At 49.3% G+C, this 19,074-nt stretch carries 19 protein-coding genes; 18 read left to right on the forward strand and 1 reads right to left on the reverse strand.

Translation table 11 applies throughout. The features are described from left to right. The first annotated feature begins 7 nt into the window (after positions 1 to 7). From mnmG to F3H97_RS13440, 4 genes are all read left to right on the forward strand, one after another. Complete coding sequence (gene mnmG / locus F3H97_RS13425; protein ID WP_074035252.1) at positions 8 to 1,894, forward strand: tRNA uridine-5-carboxymethylaminomethyl(34) synthesis enzyme MnmG; 1,887 nt, start codon at positions 8 to 10, stop codon at positions 1,892 to 1,894. Positions 1,895 to 1,898: 4 nt separating this feature from the next. Continuing rightward, positions 1,899 to 2,615, forward strand: a complete 717-nt coding sequence (gene rsmG / locus F3H97_RS13430) for a 16S rRNA (guanine(527)-N(7))-methyltransferase RsmG (RefSeq protein ID WP_015880223.1) — start codon at positions 1,899 to 1,901, stop codon at positions 2,613 to 2,615. A gap of 79 nt (positions 2,616 to 2,694) precedes the next feature. After that, positions 2,695 to 3,579, forward strand: coding sequence for a nucleoid occlusion protein (noc, locus tag F3H97_RS13435; RefSeq protein ID WP_015880224.1), 885 nt, complete (start codon positions 2,695 to 2,697; stop codon positions 3,577 to 3,579). 36 nt (positions 3,580 to 3,615) lie between these two features. Then, the gene (locus F3H97_RS13440) at positions 3,616 to 4,398 is read left to right on the forward strand and encodes a ParB/RepB/Spo0J family partition protein (protein WP_031424085.1); all 783 of its coding nucleotides are present in this window, start codon (positions 3,616 to 3,618) and stop codon (positions 4,396 to 4,398) included. On the opposite strand, the gene yyaC is transcribed toward F3H97_RS13440, so the two are convergent. After that, positions 4,371 to 4,997, reverse strand: a complete 627-nt coding sequence (gene yyaC / locus F3H97_RS13445; RefSeq protein ID WP_078145959.1) for a spore protease YyaC — start codon at positions 4,995 to 4,997, stop codon at positions 4,371 to 4,373. The genes F3H97_RS13440 and yyaC overlap by 28 nt on opposite strands. 169 nt (positions 4,998 to 5,166) lie before the next feature. Between yyaC and F3H97_RS13450 the strand changes: the two genes are divergently transcribed. From F3H97_RS13450 to F3H97_RS13515, 14 genes are all read left to right on the forward strand, one after another. Next, a complete protein-coding gene (locus tag F3H97_RS13450) occupies positions 5,167 to 6,108 on the forward strand; it encodes a mechanosensitive ion channel family protein (protein WP_074035244.1) in 942 nt (313 codons plus the stop codon). Next, the gene (locus F3H97_RS13455; protein ID WP_047795718.1) at positions 6,098 to 6,301 is read left to right on the forward strand and encodes a DUF951 domain-containing protein; all 204 of its coding nucleotides are present in this window, start codon (positions 6,098 to 6,100) and stop codon (positions 6,299 to 6,301) included. Before F3H97_RS13450 ends, F3H97_RS13455 begins: the two co-directional genes overlap by 11 nt. A 153-nt stretch (positions 6,302 to 6,454) precedes the next feature. Beyond that, a complete protein-coding gene (gene ychF, locus F3H97_RS13460; RefSeq protein WP_031424089.1) occupies positions 6,455 to 7,555 on the forward strand; it encodes a redox-regulated ATPase YchF in 1,101 nt (366 codons plus the stop codon). 130 nt (positions 7,556 to 7,685) lie between these two features. Then, positions 7,686 to 7,973 (forward strand): 30S ribosomal protein S6, encoded by a 288-nt coding sequence (gene rpsF, locus F3H97_RS13465; protein ID WP_015880230.1) that lies wholly within the window; start codon positions 7,686 to 7,688, stop codon positions 7,971 to 7,973. Positions 7,974 to 8,010: 37 nt separating this feature from the next. Then, the gene (gene ssb / locus F3H97_RS13470) at positions 8,011 to 8,520 is read left to right on the forward strand and encodes a single-stranded DNA-binding protein (protein ID WP_015880231.1); all 510 of its coding nucleotides are present in this window, start codon (positions 8,011 to 8,013) and stop codon (positions 8,518 to 8,520) included. A 43-nt stretch (positions 8,521 to 8,563) separates the two neighbouring features. Further along, a complete protein-coding gene (gene rpsR, locus F3H97_RS13475) occupies positions 8,564 to 8,794 on the forward strand; it encodes a 30S ribosomal protein S18 (RefSeq protein WP_015880232.1) in 231 nt (76 codons plus the stop codon). Between the two features lie 152 nt (positions 8,795 to 8,946). Next, positions 8,947 to 10,938: a DHH family phosphoesterase gene (locus F3H97_RS13480; RefSeq protein ID WP_196431646.1), complete on the forward strand. Its 1,992-nt coding sequence runs from the start codon at positions 8,947 to 8,949 to the stop codon at positions 10,936 to 10,938. After that, positions 10,935 to 11,378 carry a 50S ribosomal protein L9 gene (gene rplI, locus F3H97_RS13485; RefSeq protein WP_159563195.1) on the forward strand — a complete coding sequence of 148 codons (444 nt, stop codon included), beginning with the start codon at positions 10,935 to 10,937 and terminating at the stop codon, positions 11,376 to 11,378. The genes F3H97_RS13480 and rplI overlap by 4 nt, the downstream gene beginning before the upstream one ends. Before the next feature lie 17 nt (positions 11,379 to 11,395). Continuing rightward, positions 11,396 to 12,748 (forward strand): replicative DNA helicase, encoded by a 1,353-nt coding sequence (dnaB, locus tag F3H97_RS13490; protein WP_015880235.1) that lies wholly within the window; start codon positions 11,396 to 11,398, stop codon positions 12,746 to 12,748. Positions 12,749 to 12,906: 158 nt separating this feature from the next. Beyond that, positions 12,907 to 14,196, forward strand: coding sequence for an adenylosuccinate synthase (locus tag F3H97_RS13495; protein ID WP_078145962.1), 1,290 nt, complete (start codon positions 12,907 to 12,909; stop codon positions 14,194 to 14,196). 121 nt (positions 14,197 to 14,317) lie between these two features. Continuing rightward, positions 14,318 to 15,028: a response regulator YycF gene (gene yycF, locus F3H97_RS13500; protein ID WP_015880237.1), complete on the forward strand. Its 711-nt coding sequence runs from the start codon at positions 14,318 to 14,320 to the stop codon at positions 15,026 to 15,028. Between the two features lie 3 nt (positions 15,029 to 15,031). Beyond that, positions 15,032 to 16,873 (forward strand): cell wall metabolism sensor histidine kinase WalK, encoded by a 1,842-nt coding sequence (walK, locus tag F3H97_RS13505; RefSeq protein WP_196431647.1) that lies wholly within the window; start codon positions 15,032 to 15,034, stop codon positions 16,871 to 16,873. Next, entirely contained in the window at positions 16,873 to 18,255 is a 1,383-nt protein-coding gene (gene yycH, locus F3H97_RS13510) for a two-component system activity regulator YycH (RefSeq protein WP_196431648.1), read from the forward strand. Before walK ends, yycH begins: the two co-directional genes overlap by 1 nt. Then, positions 18,242 to 19,066: a two-component system regulatory protein YycI gene (locus F3H97_RS13515; RefSeq protein WP_159563198.1), complete on the forward strand. Its 825-nt coding sequence runs from the start codon at positions 18,242 to 18,244 to the stop codon at positions 19,064 to 19,066. The genes yycH and F3H97_RS13515 overlap by 14 nt, the downstream gene beginning before the upstream one ends. Positions 19,067 to 19,074: the final 8 nt, after the last annotated feature.

Here is a 19,074-nt window from a genome sequence, read left to right on the forward strand (position 1 = left end):
AACGAATATGGCTTATACGGCAGGCGAATTTGACGTCATCGTCATCGGGGCCGGACACGCAGGGATTGAATCAGCACTCGCATCGGCTCGAATGGGCGCGAAAACAGCGATGCTCACCATGAACCCTGATATGGTCGGATTCATGTATTGCAACCCATCAATCGGTGGGCCGGCGAAAGGGATCGTCGTACGTGAAATCGATGCGCTCGGTGGCGAGATGGGGCGTGCGATTGACGCGACATACATCCAAATGAAGATGCTCAACACATCGAAAGGGCCGGCGGTACGTGCGCTACGTGCACAGGCGGACAAATTCCAATACCAAAATCATATGAAGAAAGTGCTAGAAGATGAGCCGAATCTGCTGCTTCGTCAGGCGCTAGTCGAGCGCTTGTTGATTGAGGACGGAGAAGTACGTGGCGTGGTAACGAACACAGGTTCAGAATATCGCGCGAAAGCGGTCATCGTCACAACGGGAACGTTCATGCGTGGTCAAATCATCATCGGGGAATTGGCTTACGAGAGTGGTCCGAACAACCAAATGCCATCGGTCGAGCTATCGAAGCATCTTGAAGAGCTCGGTCTCGACTTAGTTCGATTCAAAACGGGAACACCGCCACGAATCGACGGCAAGACGATTGATTATTCGAAGACGGAGATTCAGCCAGGGGACGAGAATCCATCATTCTTCTCGTACACCTCGACGGACTTGGATCCGATCGAACAAATCCCGTGCTGGCTCACGTACACGAGCGAACGTACACACCAATTGATTGATGAGAACTTGCATCGCTCACCGATGTATTCGGGTGCGATTAAAGGAACGGGACCCCGTTATTGCCCATCAATCGAAGATAAGGTCGTTCGCTTTAATGATAAACCGCGTCACCAAATCTTCTTAGAGCCAGAAGGTCGCGATACGGAAGAAATCTATGTCCAAGGCTTTTCGACGAGTATGCCAGAAGACGTGCAACATCAGATGCTTCGCACGATCCCGGGTCTTGAAAATTCAGAGATGATGCGTCCCGGTTATGCGATTGAATACGATGCGGTCGTACCGACACAGCTTTGGCCAACTCTCGAAACAAAAGCTGTCCCAGGTCTTTTCACAGCGGGACAAATCAACGGGACGAGCGGGTACGAAGAAGCGGCTGGACAGGGCATCATGGCGGGAATCAACGCCGCATGCAAAGTGCTCGGAAAAGATCCGGTCATCTTGGACCGTTCGCAAGCGTACATCGGCGTCTTAATCGATGACCTCGTGACGAAAGGTACGAATGAACCGTATCGCCTTCTCACATCACGTGCCGAATACCGTCTTTTGTTGCGTCATGACAATGCGGACTTGCGACTCAGCGACATCGGGTATGAGATCGGCTTACTTTCAGAAGATCGTCACACTCACCTCAACGAGAAGCGTGTAGCGATTGAAAAAGAAGTGAAGCGACTTGCGTCACTTGTCGTCAAACCGACACCTGAAGTCAATGCGATGCTCGAATCGGTTGGTGCGCACCCGCTTAAAGAAGCGACGCATGCCAACATCTTGTTGAAACGTCCGGAAGTATCTTATGAAGCACTCATGACGGTCGTTCCGTCAACGGAAGAATTGTCGTATGAAGTGAAAGAGCAAGTCGAGATTCAAGTGAAGTATGAAGGTTATATTTCCAAACAGCTTGAACAAGTCGAGAAGATGCGTCGCATGGAAGAAAAACGAATCCCGGAAAACTTGGATTACGATGCGATCGGTGGTCTCGCGACAGAAGCGAAACAAAAACTAAAACAAGTTCGTCCTCTTTCGATCGGTCAAGCGTCTCGTATCTCAGGCGTAAACCCAGCAGACGTGTCAATCTTGCTCGTCTATATCGAACAAGGACAATACGCAACGGTGGAGTGAAACGATGAACGAATCTCAATTTATTGAAGCGTTACGAGCTGAAGGGTTTGAGCTGAGTGAGACACAACTCAGTCAGTTCAAGCGTTACTTCGAAATGCTCGTCGAATGGAACGAGAAAATGAACTTAACGGCCATCACGGACCGAGAAGAAGTATATTTGAAGCATTTCTATGATTCGCTCAGCGCAGCGTTTCATTTCGATTTCACGAAAGTCGAAACCGTATGTGATGTCGGGGCAGGAGCCGGATTCCCAAGTCTTCCGCTCAAAATTTTATTCCCACACTTACACGTCACGATCATCGATTCGTTAAACAAACGCATCACCTTTTTGAACGAGTTGGCCCTTGCCCTCGGACTCGAAGGTGTCGCGTTCCATCATGGTCGTGCCGAAGAGTTCGGAAAAAATAAAAAGTTCCGCGAACAGTTTGACGTCGTCACAGCACGTGCGGTTGCCCGCATGACCGTGTTGGCAGAATACTGTTTGCCACTCGCGAAAGTAGGCGGAAGCTTCGTTGCGCTTAAAGCGGCCAAGGTTTCTGACGAAATGGCAGACGCCAAAAACGCTTTAGCCGTTCTAGGTGGGAAAGAAAAAGCGACACACCAGTTCCTATTGCCAGGAGAGATGAGTGAGCGTAATATCGTAGTTGTAGATAAACTACGAAAAACGCCCGGGAAATATCCGCGTAAAGCGGGGACACCGGCGAAAGAGCCACTTATCTGATGATGTCGTTTCACGTGAAACAAAAGCAGATTCCAGTGGTGGAGTCTGCTTATTTTTTTACATAAAGGGGTGCCCGACGTTGAAGAATAGATTTGCGAAATTGTTCGGTGTGAATCGAAAAGACGAAGTTGCCGTGACGCAGATTGCGGAAGTTCGAGCGGATGACACGGTACAAGAACTCTCGTTATCACGGTTGCGTCCAAACCGTTATCAACCGCGTAAAGTGTTCGAACCGGCAAAAATTGAAGAGTTGGCAACGACGATTTCGGAACATGGACTCCTTCAACCAATCGTGGTTCGAAAGGCAGATGGGGACTGCTATGAAATCATTGCCGGGGAGCGTCGTTTCCGTGCGGTGAAATCGCTTGGTTGGTCAGCGATTCCGGCAATCGTTCGCGATATGGACGATGATACGACGGCTGCACTCGCCTTGATTGAAAACTTGCAGCGTGAGCAGTTAAGCCCGATTGAAGAGGCGGAAGCATATGATCGTTTACTCGCCTTGAACGGTTTGACGCAAGATGCGCTCGCGAAGAGTCTAGGCAAGAGTCAATCCACGATCGCCAATAAGTTGCGCTTGTTAAAATTGCCGGAGGATGTGAAGCAGTCGCTTCGCGATCGTCGGATCAACGAGCGACATGCGCGTGCGTTGTTGCCGTTGAAGGAAGAAGGATTGCAACTTCAAGTGCTCGCAGAAGTGTTAGAACAGGATTTTAACGTCAAGGAGACAGAAGAACGCGTCGCCTTTTTAACAACACCGATTGAAGAAGAGAAGCGAAAGCCGAAAAAACAACGTCGTCGGACGAAAAGTTTTGCGCGTGACACGCGAATCGCCATCAACACGATTCGTGACTCAATCGATTTGATTGGGAAAACAGGGATTGACGTCCAAACTGAAGAAGTAGACGAAGAGGAATTTGTTGAAATTCGAATTCGCATCCCGAAAGCGCGGCCTCAAAAATGAGTCCGTGCTTTTTTATACAATGAAGGAGGTTTGTAGATGGAACGATTAGCATTAAAATTCATTCGCCCAAACCCGAATCAGCCCCGGAAACAATTTGAGGTGGAAAAATTAGAAGAGTTGCGTCAATCCATTGAGCGATATGGCGTCCTACAACCAATCGTCGTTCGAAAAGCGACAGGATACTATGAAATCATTGCCGGGGAACGACGGTTTCAGGCGGCGAAGCTCGCTGGGAAAGAAGACATTCCTGCCCTCGTCGTCACGGCGGACTCCGATCGCGTCATGGAGTTGGCGCTGATTGAAAACATTCAGCGGGCAGACTTGAATGCCATCGAAGAGGCTGTCGCCTATGAACAGTTGATGCAGACGCTAGGTCTGACGCAACAACAGTTGGCCGATCGCGTCGGGAAGAGCCGCAGTCATGTGACGAACAGTCTTCGCCTCCTTCGATTGCCGAGTGCCGTCCAGCATGCGGTCATGGTCGGAGATTTGACGATGGGACATGCACGTGCCATCACGGGTATGAAATCGGAACAAGCGATGGAACAGATTGCGAAACGGGTCATTGCCGAGCATTGGACGGTCCGTCGCCTCGAGCGTTACTTACAAAAAGAGCGCACAGAAAAAAAGACGCTGAAGCGATCGAACGCCGATATCGAAGCGGTCGAAGCGGTGCTTGCGGAGCGTCTTCAGATGGATGTGTCGATTCGTCCGCGCCGAAAAGGCGGCGTCCTCGAGTTGAAGTATTTTTCACAAGACGACTTGGAACAATTGTTGACGTTATTATCGCCTCAAGACTTTGATTCATCTCGTGACTGACGAAGACGCGTGATGGCCGCCTCTTCGTGATGCAGGCGCCCGATCCGTGTATCAAAATCGGCGAATCCGTCTGTGATGAAACGTGCGAGTTCATATACAAGATGGAGACGGGTATTCTGTAGAATCATCATCTCCATGAATCCACTTACGTTCACGACGGCTTTAATATTGTAAGCGCCGACTGCCGGAAGTTCTTTTTGGACACCGGCCCCTGGAGCGAGCGGACCTTCCGAAAAGAAGACATAACCGACACTTGATAAACGTCCGAGACAGGCGTCGATGGCGATAATGAGCGGTTGATGGAAGCGCGTTTGAATCTCATGTAACGTTTCCACCAAATTGAGTGCATGTACAGGCTTCGTTAATGTGCCGTATACATGTAAATTTCGGATATGACGTTCTTCTAAAAACGTTCCGACGAGCGGACCGAGTGAATCACCGGTCGAACGGTCCGAACCGATGCAAACAAGGACGATGGGGCGATGGATTTCATTGACCAACTGTTCATGAAGCTGGTCCGCAAGCAATCTGGATCCACTCCGCTCAGTGTGTTCAATGAAGAAAGAGTATGGTTTATGAGGTTTTAAGCGAAACGGCATGAATCTCATCCTCTCTTCTAAGCTGCCTATTCCTAGTTGCAGTTGGGGGATTGATCTCGTATTAACCCATTCCCAAAAGTGGAAAACTTCTAACTTCCGAATGCAGTGTTTGAGAAAAGTCGTGAAATATGTTTTGATGATTTAGAATCTACGACTTTGAGGTGAAAAGATGGCTTCGCAAAATACAGAAAAAGATTTAAATACGGTTGCCGATGAGACAATCGACAGCGTGAACCGATTCGTGGAGTACTTTAAAGATACAGACATGTGGATTGGTTTAGGGATCAAGCTCGCCGGTGTGGCGCTCATCATCCTTGGTTTATATATCGCAACACGCATTTTGACGACGATGGTCGAGCGCGTGTTTACGCTCCGCAAAATAAAAGAACATGATATCGTCGCCCAGCGACAGAATGAAACGTTATTAAAATTAGCCCAAAACACAATCCGCTATGTGATCGGGTTGATTATGGTCTTGACGGTGCTCGGACAATTCGGTGTGAATATCGCCGGTTTGATTGCATCAGCCGGGGTCGCAGGTCTTGCAATCTCATTCGGGGCACAAAGTTTGGTGAAAGACGTCATCACAGGGGCGTTCATCATCTTTGAAAACCAATATAAGAACGGGGATTACGTCAATTTGAACCAACAAGTCGACGGGACGGTCATCGAGGTCGGAATCCGGACGACGAAGTTAAAAGGATTAAACGGGCAAGTGACGATTATTCCGAACGGACAAATCTTACAAGTGACGAACTACTCGCTTGAAAACAGCGTCGCTGTTGTCGATATTGGGGTTGCGTACGAAGAAGATATGTCAAAAGTAGAGCAAGCGCTCAAGGAAATTGCGAAAACGGTCGAAGCACGCTATCACGACTTGTTCATCAAGCCAATCGACTTAGCTGGAGTGCAGTCGCTCGGACCGTCGGAAGTGGTGTACCGATTAATGGCGGAAGTCCCGCCGACCCAGCACTTCGCAGCTGGTCGAATTTTGCATAAAGAGTTAAAGGCTGGACTTGACGAGCGGGGGATTGAAATTCCATACCCACGTACGGTCATGATGCCACCGAACTCGGCTCCTAAAGGAGGAGAAGCAGAAAATGCAAAGTAAAACCTATGCATTGAACGATATTGTGGAAATGAAAAAACCACATGCCTGCAAAACGAACCGCTGGCAAATCACGCGTGTCGGGATGGACATTCGGATCAAGTGCCAAGGCTGCGGAGCCAGTGTGCTCATGCAACGCCGTGATTTTGATAAGCGATTCAAGAAAGTGCTTGAACAAGGGAACGCCGCCGAATAAGCGGCGTTTTTCTTTAGGTTATGAACGTGAGTTGCGGTTTAATCGTGGACTATCTATAATTGTGAAGGATGTGACGGTGTGGTGTACTGAATGTACCCACTCCACAGACGGCTTAACATTTCCCGGGAAACACCGGATGAGGAGGAAATACTAGTGGGATTAACAGCAGGAATTGTCGGATTGCCAAACGTCGGGAAATCGACATTGTTTAATGCGATTACACAAGCAGGAGTCGAGGCGGCCAACTATCCGTTCGCGACGATCGACCCGAACGTCGGCGTCGTAGAAGTACCGGATGCGCGCCTTGATCGATTGACAGAACTCGTCAAACCGAAAAAGACGGTACCAACAGCATTTGAGTTTACAGATATCGCTGGAATCGTGAAAGGTGCGTCAAAAGGTGAAGGTCTCGGAAACAAATTCTTGGCGAACATTCGCGAAGTGGATGCGATTTGCCAAGTCGTCCGTTGTTTCGAAGACGAGAACATCACGCACGTCGCAGGCCGTGTCTCACCGATTGACGACATCACGACAATCAACCTTGAATTGATCTTAGCTGACCTTGAGCAAGTCGATAAACGAATCGCACGTGTTCAAAAAATGGTGAAGGCAAAAGATAAAGGTGCGGTACAAGAACTCGAAGCACTCGAAATCGTGCGAGATGTTCTTGAATCAGAGCGTCCGGCACGTGTCGCTGAATTATCAGAAGATCAACTCGCGATCGTCAAACACTTCCAATTGCTTACGATGAAGCCGATGCTTTACGTGGCGAACGTGAGTGAGGATGAAGTGGCAGATGCCGATTCGAACGAATTTGTACAAGCAGTCCGTGATCATGCAGCAACAGAAGGGTCGAAAGTCATCGTCATCTGTGCACGAATCGAAGAAGAAATTTCAGAACTCGAACCGGAAGAACGCCTCGAGTTCTTACAAGATCTCGGGATCGAAGAGTCAGGACTTGATCAATTGATCCGTGCGGCTTACTCGACACTTGGCCTTGCGACATACTTCACGGCAGGTGAGAAGGAAGTTCGTGCTTGGACGTTCAAACAAGGGATGAAAGCCCCACAATGTGCCGGTGTCATCCACTCTGATTTCGAACGTGGATTCATCCGTGCCGAGGTCGTGTCGTATGACGACCTTTCAGCAGCAGGAAACATGACGACGGTGAAAGAACAAGGGAAACTTCGTTCAGAAGGAAAAGAATACGTCTTCCAAGATGGCGACGTTGTCACGTTCCGCTTCAACGTATAAGTTGATTTACGGAAACGTATTGTAAAAGTTAAGGAAGTTTGATAGTATATTATGACGTGAGTAAAACAATTGTTTGCTCCTTGCTCCTACAACCGGTAGGGGCCGTTAGTCCAAGAGGAGGTGAAAGATAATGCGTAAATACGAACTTCTTTACATTATCCGTCCATCAGTTGATGAGGAAGCGAAGAAAGCTTTAATCGAGCGCTTCAACAACGTCATCACTGAAAACGGTGGTACTGTTGAAAAAACAACAGACATGGGTAAACGTCGTTTCGCTTATGAAATCAACAAGATGCGCGAAGGACACTACGTTCTTCTTAACATCGTTGCTGAACCTAAAGCGATCTTAGAAACAGAGCGTCTCATGAAGATCTCTGACGACGTTGTCCGTCAAATGACAACAAAAGACGAGCGTTAATCCTTAACGTTTCGTATCGTGAAAGGGGAGCTTGGAGATGATTAACCGAGTTGTGTTAGTTGGTCGATTGACTCGCGATCCCGAAATGCGTTATACGCAGAGCGGAATCGCCGTAACACGCCTTACTCTCGCTTGCGATCGTCCATTCGCTGGACAAGATGGGAAGCGCGAGACGGACTTTATTGATTGTGTCGTTTGGCGCAAACAAGCAGAGAACGTAGCACAATACTTGAAAAAGGGCAGCATGGCCGGCGTTGACGGTCGCCTTCAAATCAGTAGTTACGAAGGACAAGATGGCCAACGTCGTTACCGGGCAGAAGTAGTCGCAGACAGCGTACGCTTCCTTGAACCACGCGGAGCCTCAGGGCAACGTGAGCAAGCACCATCTGGAGATGTCTTCGGTGGTGGTGAATCAAGTGGATCAGGATGGGGCGCAGGAGCCGCTTCGACTTCATCTCAGTCCTCGAATTCGAATAAAGGTTTTGACGCAGATCCGTTCTCGGGTGGCGGCAAAATCGACTTGTCAGATGATGATTTGCCATTCTAATCATCATGGACAATAAAAACTAACCTATAAAGGAGGTCTTCACATGGCACGTCGTCCAGGAGGTCGTCGTCGTCGTAAAGTATGTTTCTTTACGTCGAACAACATCACTCATATCGATTATAAAGACGTAGAATTGCTCAAACGCTTCGTTTCGGAGCGTGGTAAAATTCTTCCACGTCGTGTGACTGGTACTTCAGCGAAATACCAACGTCCACTTACTGTCGCTATCAAGCGCTCACGTCAAATGGCTTTGCTTCCATACGTTGCAGAGTAATTGTTTGACGAACGGCTTATCCTCTTGGATAAGTCGTTTTTTTGTATTTCATCTCGTCTGTAAGTGTGTAAGTGAAACCGACGAATATGGTATGATAGAGCAGAAACCTTTACGATTCCATGGGTGAACATTACTCATTTTAGGAGGCATACATGCACAGTGGTGAAGCATTAACATCCGTGAAGAACCAATACGCGCGGCACATGATTCCATACGTGATTGGATTCCTTGTCTCGTTAGGATTGGCGTTCTACAACATTGTGGCGGCAATCACCCTGTTTATGGGCACGCTGATTTTTTTCATCTATCAGCAAGTGACGATGCGACGGGAGCGTAAAAATTGGGAACAGTATGTCCTCTCTCTCTCTCATCAAATCGAAGAGGTCGGAAAAGAAGCATTGACGACGATGCCGATTGGGATTTTAGTCTTTGACCAGGACCGACGGATCAGTTGGTATAACGAACAATCACGATTGATTTTCGAACTCGATATGGCGATTGGAATACCGCTTGATGCGCTCCATTCCGCCTTCGATGAATTGATTGAAGAAGAAGAGGATGAAGCCACGATTGAAGTGGGTGACCGTGTCTATCGTGTTTATTACAATCAAATCCATCAAACCCTCTATTTATTTGATATGACCGAAGAAGCGGAGATGGAACAAAAGTATGTTCAAACGCAGACGGTTATCGGTATTTTGTATTTAGATAACTATGACGAGATGTCGACTGCGGTGGATGAACAGGTCCGTAGTGAAGTCAATCGTCGGGTGACGGTGCTCCTCAATCAATGGGCGCAGCGGCATCATATCTACATGCGTCGTACAGCTGCGGACCGCTTTTTCCTCGTCATGAATGAACGGACGCTATCTGAACTTGAAAACAACCGCTTTTCAATCTTGGATGAAGTGCGTGATGCGACGAAGGAACAAAGAATCCCGTTGACGTTATCAATCGGGATTGGGTGCGGTGAAACGACATTGACGGAGCTCGGTAATCTCTCTCAGTCGAGTCTAGATTTAGGACTTGGCCGTGGTGGTGACCAGGCAGTCGTTAAGCGTCATAATGGGAAAGTTCGTTTCTTCGGCGGGAAGACAAATCCGACCGAGAAGCGAACTCGTGTCCGGGCACGTGTCATCTCGAACTCGATGCGTGACCTCATTCGGGAATCGAGCCGTGTCCTTGTGATGGGACATAAGAATCCAGATATGGACTCGCTCGGGGCTTCCATCGGTGTCATGAAATTGGCCGAGTTTGTCGGGCGCGAGGCGTATGTCGTCATTCCATCCGGTGAGACGAGTGTCGGCATTCAACGGCTCGTCCATGAAGTAGAGAACGATGACTCGTTATACAGCCAATTCTTGACCGAGTATGAGGCGCAGCCACTCATCGATGAACAGACATTACTCGTCGTCGTCGATACACACCGTCCGTCCCTCGTCATTTCAAAAGACATTTTGGATCGGTCGGAGCGGGTCGTCGTCATCGACCACCATCGTCGCGGGGAAGAGTTTATCGAAGATCCGGTTCTCGTGTATATGGAGCCTTACGCATCATCAACGAGTGAGCTCGTCACGGAATTGATTGAGTATCAGGCGGGAAGTCGAAAGCTCTCTATTTTAGAGGCAACGTCACTTCTCGCGGGGATCATGGTCGATACGAAAGGATTTACGCTCCGTACGGGATCCCGTACGTTTGATGCGGCATCCTTCTTACGGATTCAAGGTGCTGACACGGTTCTCGTACAGCACTTCATGAGACAAGATCTCGATGCTTATATCGAGCAGTCTCAGATTTTGAGAAACACCGAAATTTATGCAGGTGGGATGGCGATTGCGGTCGCTTCTGACGACGAGGCACACCATCAAGTGTTGATTGCTCAGTCTGCAGACCAGTTGCTGAATATGGAAGGCGTCAAAGCCTCGTTCGTCATCGCCGTCTTACCGGACGGACGTACGGGAATCAGCGCGAGGTCGCTCGGTGACGTCAATGTCCAGGTCATCATGGAAATGCTTGATGGCGGTGGCCATTTGACGAATGCGGCGACGCAACTTGAAGTGAGTCGCGAACAAGCGAACGTCATGTTGAAAGAGTCAATCGATCATTACGTAACAGATGAAACTGAAGGAGAGGAATTAGAATGAAAGTCATTTTGAAAGTTGATGTAAAAGGACAAGGGAAAGCTGGAGAAGTAAAAAACGTGGCAGACGCTTATGCTAAGAACGTCTTGTTCAAGAAAAACTTGGCAGTGGAAGCGACACCAGGAAACTTGAAGGCATTCGCGGCTAAAGAACGTCGTGCCGAAGAAGCAGCAGAAGAAGAGTTGAACGAAGCGAAACAACTCAAAGAAAAGCTTGAAAAAGAGACGATTGCCGTCACGACGAAAGCCGGTGAAGGCGGTCGCGTGTTCGGTTCGGTCACGAGCAAGCAAATCGCGGATGCCCTTAAATCAATGGGCTACAAAATTGATAAGCGTAAAATTGAACTCGAGCATCCGATCAAGGCGCTCGGTTTCACGAAAGTGCCAGTGAAGTTGCACCATGACGTCGTCGCGACGTTGAATGTACATGTACAAGAAGCTTGAAGGTGAGGTAGAGACGGATGAGTGATGCGATTCAAGTCAATACACCACCGCATAGCGTGGAAGCGGAGCAAGCCGTCTTAGGGGCAATCATCCTCGATTCGGATCGGTTGATTACGGCCTCAGAGCGGGTCGACCCGGACGACTTTTATCGTGTCAGCCACCAACGCATCTTTGAAGCGATGCTAAAAATCAATGATCGAGGCGAGCTCGTCGACTTGGTCACGCTCAGTTCCGAGTTACAGGCGCAAGGGATTTTGGACGAAATCGGGGGCCTCAACTATTTGGCTGAGGTCGCGGAATCCGTTCCCGCCATCGGGAACATCGGCTATTACTTGAACGTCGTCGACCAAAAGGCGGCACTCCGTCGCCTGATTCGAACTGCGACCAACATTGTCTCGGATGGTTATGAGCGTCAAGATGAGGTGGATTCTGTTTTATCTGATGCCGAGCGAAATATTCTAAAAGTATCGCAGCGAAAAGGACAATCGAGCTTCCACCCGATTGGTTCTGTCTTATCCGATGCGTACTCGACGATTGAAAAGCTGCATCAGTCGAGCGGTGAAATCACCGGGATTGCGACCGGGTTCACGGATTTGGATAAGATGACGGCCGGTTTCCAACGAAACGATTTGATTATCGTGGCCGCCCGTCCATCTGTCGGGAAGACCGCGTTCGCCTTGAACATCTCGCAAAACGTCGCGGTCCGTACGGGTGAGAACGTCGCCATCTTCAGTTTGGAGATGGGTGCCGAGCAACTCGTCATGCGTATGTTGTGTGCGGAAGGGAACATCGATGCCCAGCGCCTCCGGACCGGTCGTCTTGAAGCGGAAGACTGGGGTCGTCTCTCCCTTGCGATGTCGTCGCTCTCCCAAGCAGGCATCTACATCGACGATACACCGGGTCTTCGGGTCAACGAAATCCGAGCCAAATGTCGCCGATTGAAGCAGGAACATGGTCTCGGGATGATCATGATTGACTACTTGCAGCTCATCGTCGGGAACGGGAAACCGGGCGAGAACCGCCAACAAGAAGTATCGGAAATCTCACGTACGCTCAAAGCAATCGCACGGGAACTACAAGTACCGGTCATCGCCTTGTCTCAGCTCTCACGTGGCGTAGAGAGTCGTCAAGACAAGCGACCGATGATGTCCGATATCCGTGAATCGGGAGCAATCGAGCAGGATGCCGATATCGTCGCCTTCCTCTATCGTGATGACTATTACGATAAAGAGAGTGAAGACGCCAATACGATTGAAATCATCATTGCGAAACAACGTAACGGTCCGACCGGTACGGTCAAGCTCTCCTTCAGGAAAGAGTACAACAAGTTCGTCAATATGGAGACGCAAGCCTTCGCACCACCGATGTAACGTCGGTGGTGTCTTTTTTTGTATAGGATTAGATCAAAATGACGAACGAATAGTTACATCTTATATAAAACGTTCGGTATTCAATTGACTTTCTTGCTTTTCAAGTGTACACTTACGGATGGTTTGAACAGAACGTTGATTAATAAGGAGGATTCATTATGTCATCAGTAGTCGTAGTGGGAACGCAGTGGGGCGATGAAGGGAAAGGGAAGATCACCGATTTCTTATCGAAACAAGCCGAAGTCGTCGCGCGTTATCAAGGGGGAGACAACGCTGGTCACACGATCGTCTTCAATGATACGAAATATAAACTTCACCTCATTCCGTCTGGGATTTTCTATTCGGATAAGACGTGTGTCATCGGGAACGGGATGGTCGTCAACCCGAAATCACTCGTGACAGAACTCGCTTACTTACATGAACGGGGTGTGAGCACGGATAACCTCCGGATCTCGAACCGGGCGCATATCATCTTGCCATACCACCAGCTTCAAGATCGTCTCGAAGAAGAGGCGAAAGGTGACGCGAAAGTCGGTACGACACTGAAAGGAATCGGTCCAGCGTATATGGACAAGGCGGCACGTATCGGGATTCGCATCGCCGACCTTCTCGACAAAGAAGTGTTTGCGGAGAAGCTAAAGACTGTACTTGAACTAAAAAATCGCATGTTCGTGAAAATGTATGAAGTCGATCCAATCGAGTTCGATGACATCTTTGAAGAATACTACGCGTATGGTCAACAGTTCGCGAAATACGTGTGTGATACATCGGTCGTGTTGAACGATGCGCTCGACGAAGAGAAAAAAGTTCTCTTTGAAGGGGCTCAAGGGGTCCTTCTCGATATCGACCATGGAACGTATCCGTTTGTCACATCGTCGAATGCTGCATCAGGCGGCGTATCGAGTGGTGCCGGAATCGGGCCATCGAAGATTCATCACGTGGTTGGTGTCTGTAAAGCATATACGTCACGCGTTGGAGACGGTCCGTTCCCGACAGAGCTCGACGATGAGATCGGTCATACGATCCGTGAAGTCGGGAAAGAATATGGAACGACAACAGGTCGTCCACGCCGTGTCGGCTGGTTCGACTCGGTCGTCGTGCGTCACTCACGCCGCGTCAGTGGGATCACAGATCTTTGCCTCAACTCCATCGATGTATTGACTGGTCTTGAGACGCTCAAGATTTGTACATCGTATGAGTATGAAGGAAAGCATCTTGACGAGTATCCACCGAACTTCCGCGTCCTTGAGAAGTGTGTACCGGTATACGAAGAGCTTCCTGGCTGGACAGAGGATATCACAGGGGTTCGTCGCTTTGAAGACCTTCCGGAGAACGCACAGCGTTACGTGCGTCGCATCGAGGAATTGACAGGAATCGAATTGTTGACGTTCTCGGTCGGACCGGCTCGTGAACAGACAGTCATCTTGCGTGATATTTACGAAGCATAAGAAAGGGAGCCACCGGGCTCTCTTTTTCTATTTCCACGGAAATGGACCACGCTTTCTAAGCTGTTTAAAAAGAGTTACAATGTAGGCATGTACGTTTAATGATAAGAGGAGGACTCACTGAATGGATCGTACGATTTTAGTGGTAGATGACGAACAACCAATCGCAGATATATTGAAGTTTAAACTTGAAAAAGAAGGTTACCAGGTGCACGTTGCCTATGACGGTGAAGAAGCACTCGTCAAAGTAGAAGAGATTCAACCGGATCTCATCTTGCTCGACATCATGCTTCCGCTCAAAGACGGCATGGAAGTATGCCGTGAGGTGCGGAAGAAATACGATATGCCGATCATCATGTTGACGGCAAAAGATTCCGAGATCGACAAAGTACTCGGACTAGAGCTCGGCGCAGACGATTACGTCACAAAGCCGTTCAGCTCACGTGAATTGTTAGCCCGTGTCAAAGCGAACATGCGACGTCATGCGACAGCACCGGCGCCAGAAGCAAAAGGAGCCAACGCGAACGATATCGTGATCGGCGACTTGACGATTCATCCGGATTCGTACATGGTGACGAAACGGGATGAGAAGATCGAATTGACACATCGCGAATTCGAATTGATTCATTACCTCGCCCAAAACATCGGGCAAGTGATGACGCGGGAGCACTTGCTCCAAACGGTATGGGGCTATGATTACTTCGGTGATGTGCGTACCGTGGATGTCACAGTACGTCGTCTTCGTGAAAAAGTTGAGGACAATCCATCGACTCCGACGTATATCATTACGCGTCGTGGCGTCGGGTATTATTTGAAGGCAGGAGAAGAAGATTAAACGATGAAACGGACGAACTTCTTTAAATCAATCCAGTGGAAGCTCGTCGTTATCTATGCGCTGCTCATTCTCGTTGCGATGCAAGTCATCGGCGTGTACTTTGTGCGTTCTTTGGAACGGCAATACATCAACAACTTCTCGCAGTCACTTGTCGACCGGGCGAATCTACTGAGCTATAACATCAGTGAGGGGACTGCCGCGAACGAGAGTGACTTGACCACGGACCAGCAGTTGAACCAGTTACTGGATCAGCTGCTGTCTGAATTTACAGAGAGCACGACGCTAGCTGACGACATTCGAGAAGTCCAAATCATCGACACGAACAGTGTCGTCCGGGCAACCTCGAACCAAAATAATCAAAGTCTCGTCGGACAACGGACCGCGAGCACGTTCATTCAAAAGTCATTCGCGACAGGCGGGGCGCAAGAGACGCTCGTCTATGAAGATTCAAATGACCGAATGCGCGTCGTTGCCGTTCCGATCAAGTCGGAAGTGGACGGTACGACGACCGGGATGATCTATATCGAGGCATCGATGAAGTCCATCTACAACCAGATGGAACAAGTGACACGTATCCTCGCAACAGGGACGTTGATCGCACTCATCATCACCTCGTTCCTCGGAATCCTTTTATCTCGAACCATCACGCGACCGATTGCCGATATGCGGAGGCAGGCTGTCGAGATGCGGAAAGGGAACTTCTCCCGGAAAGTTAAAGTGTATTCGGATGACGAGGTCGGTCAACTCGCGTATGCGTTCAACGAATTGACGGATGAGTTGATGGAGGCGAACGCGACGACGGAAGCCGAACGACGCCGCTTGACGAGTGTCCTCGAGAACATGTCGGACGGTGTGGTCGCGACCGACCGCTCGCTACGGGTCATCTTGATGAACGACCAGGCGCGCGACATGATTGGGGTCGATGAAGAAGAGGCGATGGGGACGAATCTACAAAATCTCCTCGCATTCGAAGAGGAAATCATTATTCCGGAAGACGGCACGATGCCGACAAAACTGATTGACCTCAGTACGGACGAAGAATTATTCCTCGTTCGTGCCTATTTCTCACCGATTCAAAAACATAGCGGACCGATCACAGGTCTCATCGTCGTCCTGCATGACGTCACGGAACAAGAACAGGTCGAACAGGACCGCCGTGAATTCGTTGCGAACGTCAGTCATGAATTGCGGACGCCGCTCACGACGATGCGTAGTTACTTGGAGGTTCTTGCAGAAGGGGCTTATCAGGATGAGGAATTGGCGCCACGTTTCTTAGAGACGACACAAAACGAGACGGAGCGGATGATTCGCCTCGTCAATGACTTGTTGCAGCTCTCGAAGATGGACAGTAAAGAATATAAGATGCAGAAGGTGAAGTTCGACTTCGTGCAGTTCTTTAACGATATCATCGACCGTCATGAGATGACGAAAGGGGAGGCGATTCAATTCCGTCGCAAACTGATGAAGCGTCGCGTCTACGTGCATGCCGATCAAGATAAGATGACTCAAGTCATCGACAACATCATCACGAACGCCATCAAGTTCTCACCAGAAGGTGGGACGATTACGTTCCGGACGATGCTTCGGGCGAAACGCCTCGTCATCGGCATCAAAGACGAAGGGGTCGGGATTCCGAAGTCGAACTTAAAGAAAATTTTCGAACGTTTCTATCGTGTCGATAAGGCGCGGGCGCGTAACATCGGCGGTACCGGACTCGGTCTATCGATTGCCAAGGAAGTTGTATCCGCTCACGGTGGCGACATCTGGGCAGAGAGTGAATTTGGAAGAGGTACAACGATTTACTTCACAATCCCGTTCGATACGATTGTGGAGGTGAATGATTGATGAAACGGTTTACGATTGCAAAGCCGGAACTGTGGAAGTCGTTCATTTTGCTCACGTTAATCGTCACGTCGATTGTTCAAACCATCATCTTGTGGGACTACCATCCCACGTATCAGGCCGTCCAATCTGAAACGCAACTCACGACGGTGGACGAGTCATTGCAGCGTCGAGCGGACCAGGTCATCATTCCCGTTCAAGCGGTCGTGCATGACAACAATGCTGTGTTCGCTTCAAAGAATACACCGAAGCAACTGATGCGTGTCATTCGGGATTCGTTTGAAGCGAGTGAGTTCAAGCCGCTCGCTGTGAAAAACGTCCCGAGTTTCTATACGGATATCAACGAGGGACTGGAGTTGATCTTACCGGAGGCCTACTATGCGGACACGCTCAGCTATATGCTTCCGGGAACGTATAGTCTGTCTGGGAAGATTCCACAGCGAATCCTCATCTATATGGATGACAGTGCGTTCAACATTCGTGCCATCATGAGCGACCAGTCCATTTGGGAGGGGAAGTTGACGAAAGTCGGAAACGGCGATGTGAACAGTCTTTTCTTAAAAAACTCGAGTCGAACGATGAAGCGCGTGACGTATTCGGATGAACGCGTGAATTACATCCCGGTCGTCGGACCTGAGATGAATGAGTTGTTCGCGTATGACGTGTCGTCGATTCAAATCGACACTCGTCTCGACTGGATGCGAGATACGTTCTTCCCAGGTGACCCGAACGTTCAAGAAGTCGACCCGGCAAGCTCGGTCGGGGCGTTGACGAATGGTGTCAGTGTGGCCGAATATGATGCGAAACTGAACGCCAGTCGCTATCGAAACCTGTCTCGGAATAGCACCGAGCGTGATACAGCAATCGGGTTAGATTCCATTGTGGAATTCGTGAACTTCCACGGGGGATGGGTCGATGAAGCGTCTGAGAATCAAGGGCTGTCCCTTCGATTCGATGCCATCACACCGGCCAATAAAGGATTTGAAACGACCGTGTTCCGTTTTCACGTGAAAGGGTATCCCGTCTTCAGTCAGCGTGAGGCGTTTATCAACAACGATGCCATCGACTTATCCACATTACGTGTGGAAAACGACGGGGCACAGGTCCGGTCAATCACACGTAACCACTTGGAAATCGATCGCCTAATCACAGTCGGCACGACAGAGTTGGCTGATGCGGATGAGGTGCTCGGTACGCTCATCAACTCCGGACGATTTGAGAACGTGACCGAGATTCGAATCGGTTATGAGATCGAATATAACGAGGACACGAGCCGCTATGTGACGTTTTCACCGAACTGGTTCGTGCGTGAGGCGGGCCGTTGGGTCCCATATAATCAAGGAGACGATTGGACAGAAAGGATGATGTATCGTGGATTGGAGTAAAGCGAAATCAATTTTAATCTTCGCATTCCTCGCCTTGAACATCTATCTGTTGTTTCAATTGCTGACGGAAACATGGGCGACCGAAGTCGTGACGAATGACAACACCTCGATCACGCAGATTTTAGACCAGCGGAATGTCGATCCGGCAAAATTGCCACGGATGGGTCGAGATATCGGCTATTTGACGGGTTCGTCTGAAGAGATGTCAGCTGCAATGATCACGAAAAATCGGGAGGCGCAGCTCGCGACGACGCTCGACAACATGCAACTCGAAGTCGAGTTGAAACAACCCGTGCCGCTCGATGCGAAGGATTTGCGGACGACCGCTTCGACGTTTGTGGCGGAGTATGTTCCGTTTGGAAACGAGTACGCCTACTGGCGCTACGATGAAAAAACGAGACAGGTTGCTTTCGTACAAACATTCGAGGACAACAAGATTTTTTCAGCACCTGAAGTCGAGGGTGGCACGGAAATGTACATCGGTCCGTCCCTCATCCTCATTCAGTTGAACGAGTCGTTCGAAGTGACGGATTATAAACAGCGTCATTTAAAAGACCTCTCCTCAAAAACGCAAGATGATCTCGTGTTGACGGCCAGTGAAGCCATCTCACAACTCGCGTCTCGGAAGTACTTCCAACCGAATCAGGAGATGCGGGCCATCAATACCGGATTTTACAGTTTACCGCTCGACAGCTCTGGCAGTTTGATTATCATGCCACCGCTTTGGTCGATCGGGATTGATGATCAGGTCTACTTCGTCAATGCAATCGATGGAACAGTCGAGCACGTGGAGTTTGAAACGAAAGAATGAAAGGAGTG

The sequence above is a fragment of the Exiguobacterium sp. SRB7LM genome, assembly GCF_015712685.1.
Taxonomy (GTDB): Bacteria; Bacillota; Bacilli; order Exiguobacteriales; family Exiguobacteriaceae; genus Exiguobacterium; species Exiguobacterium profundum.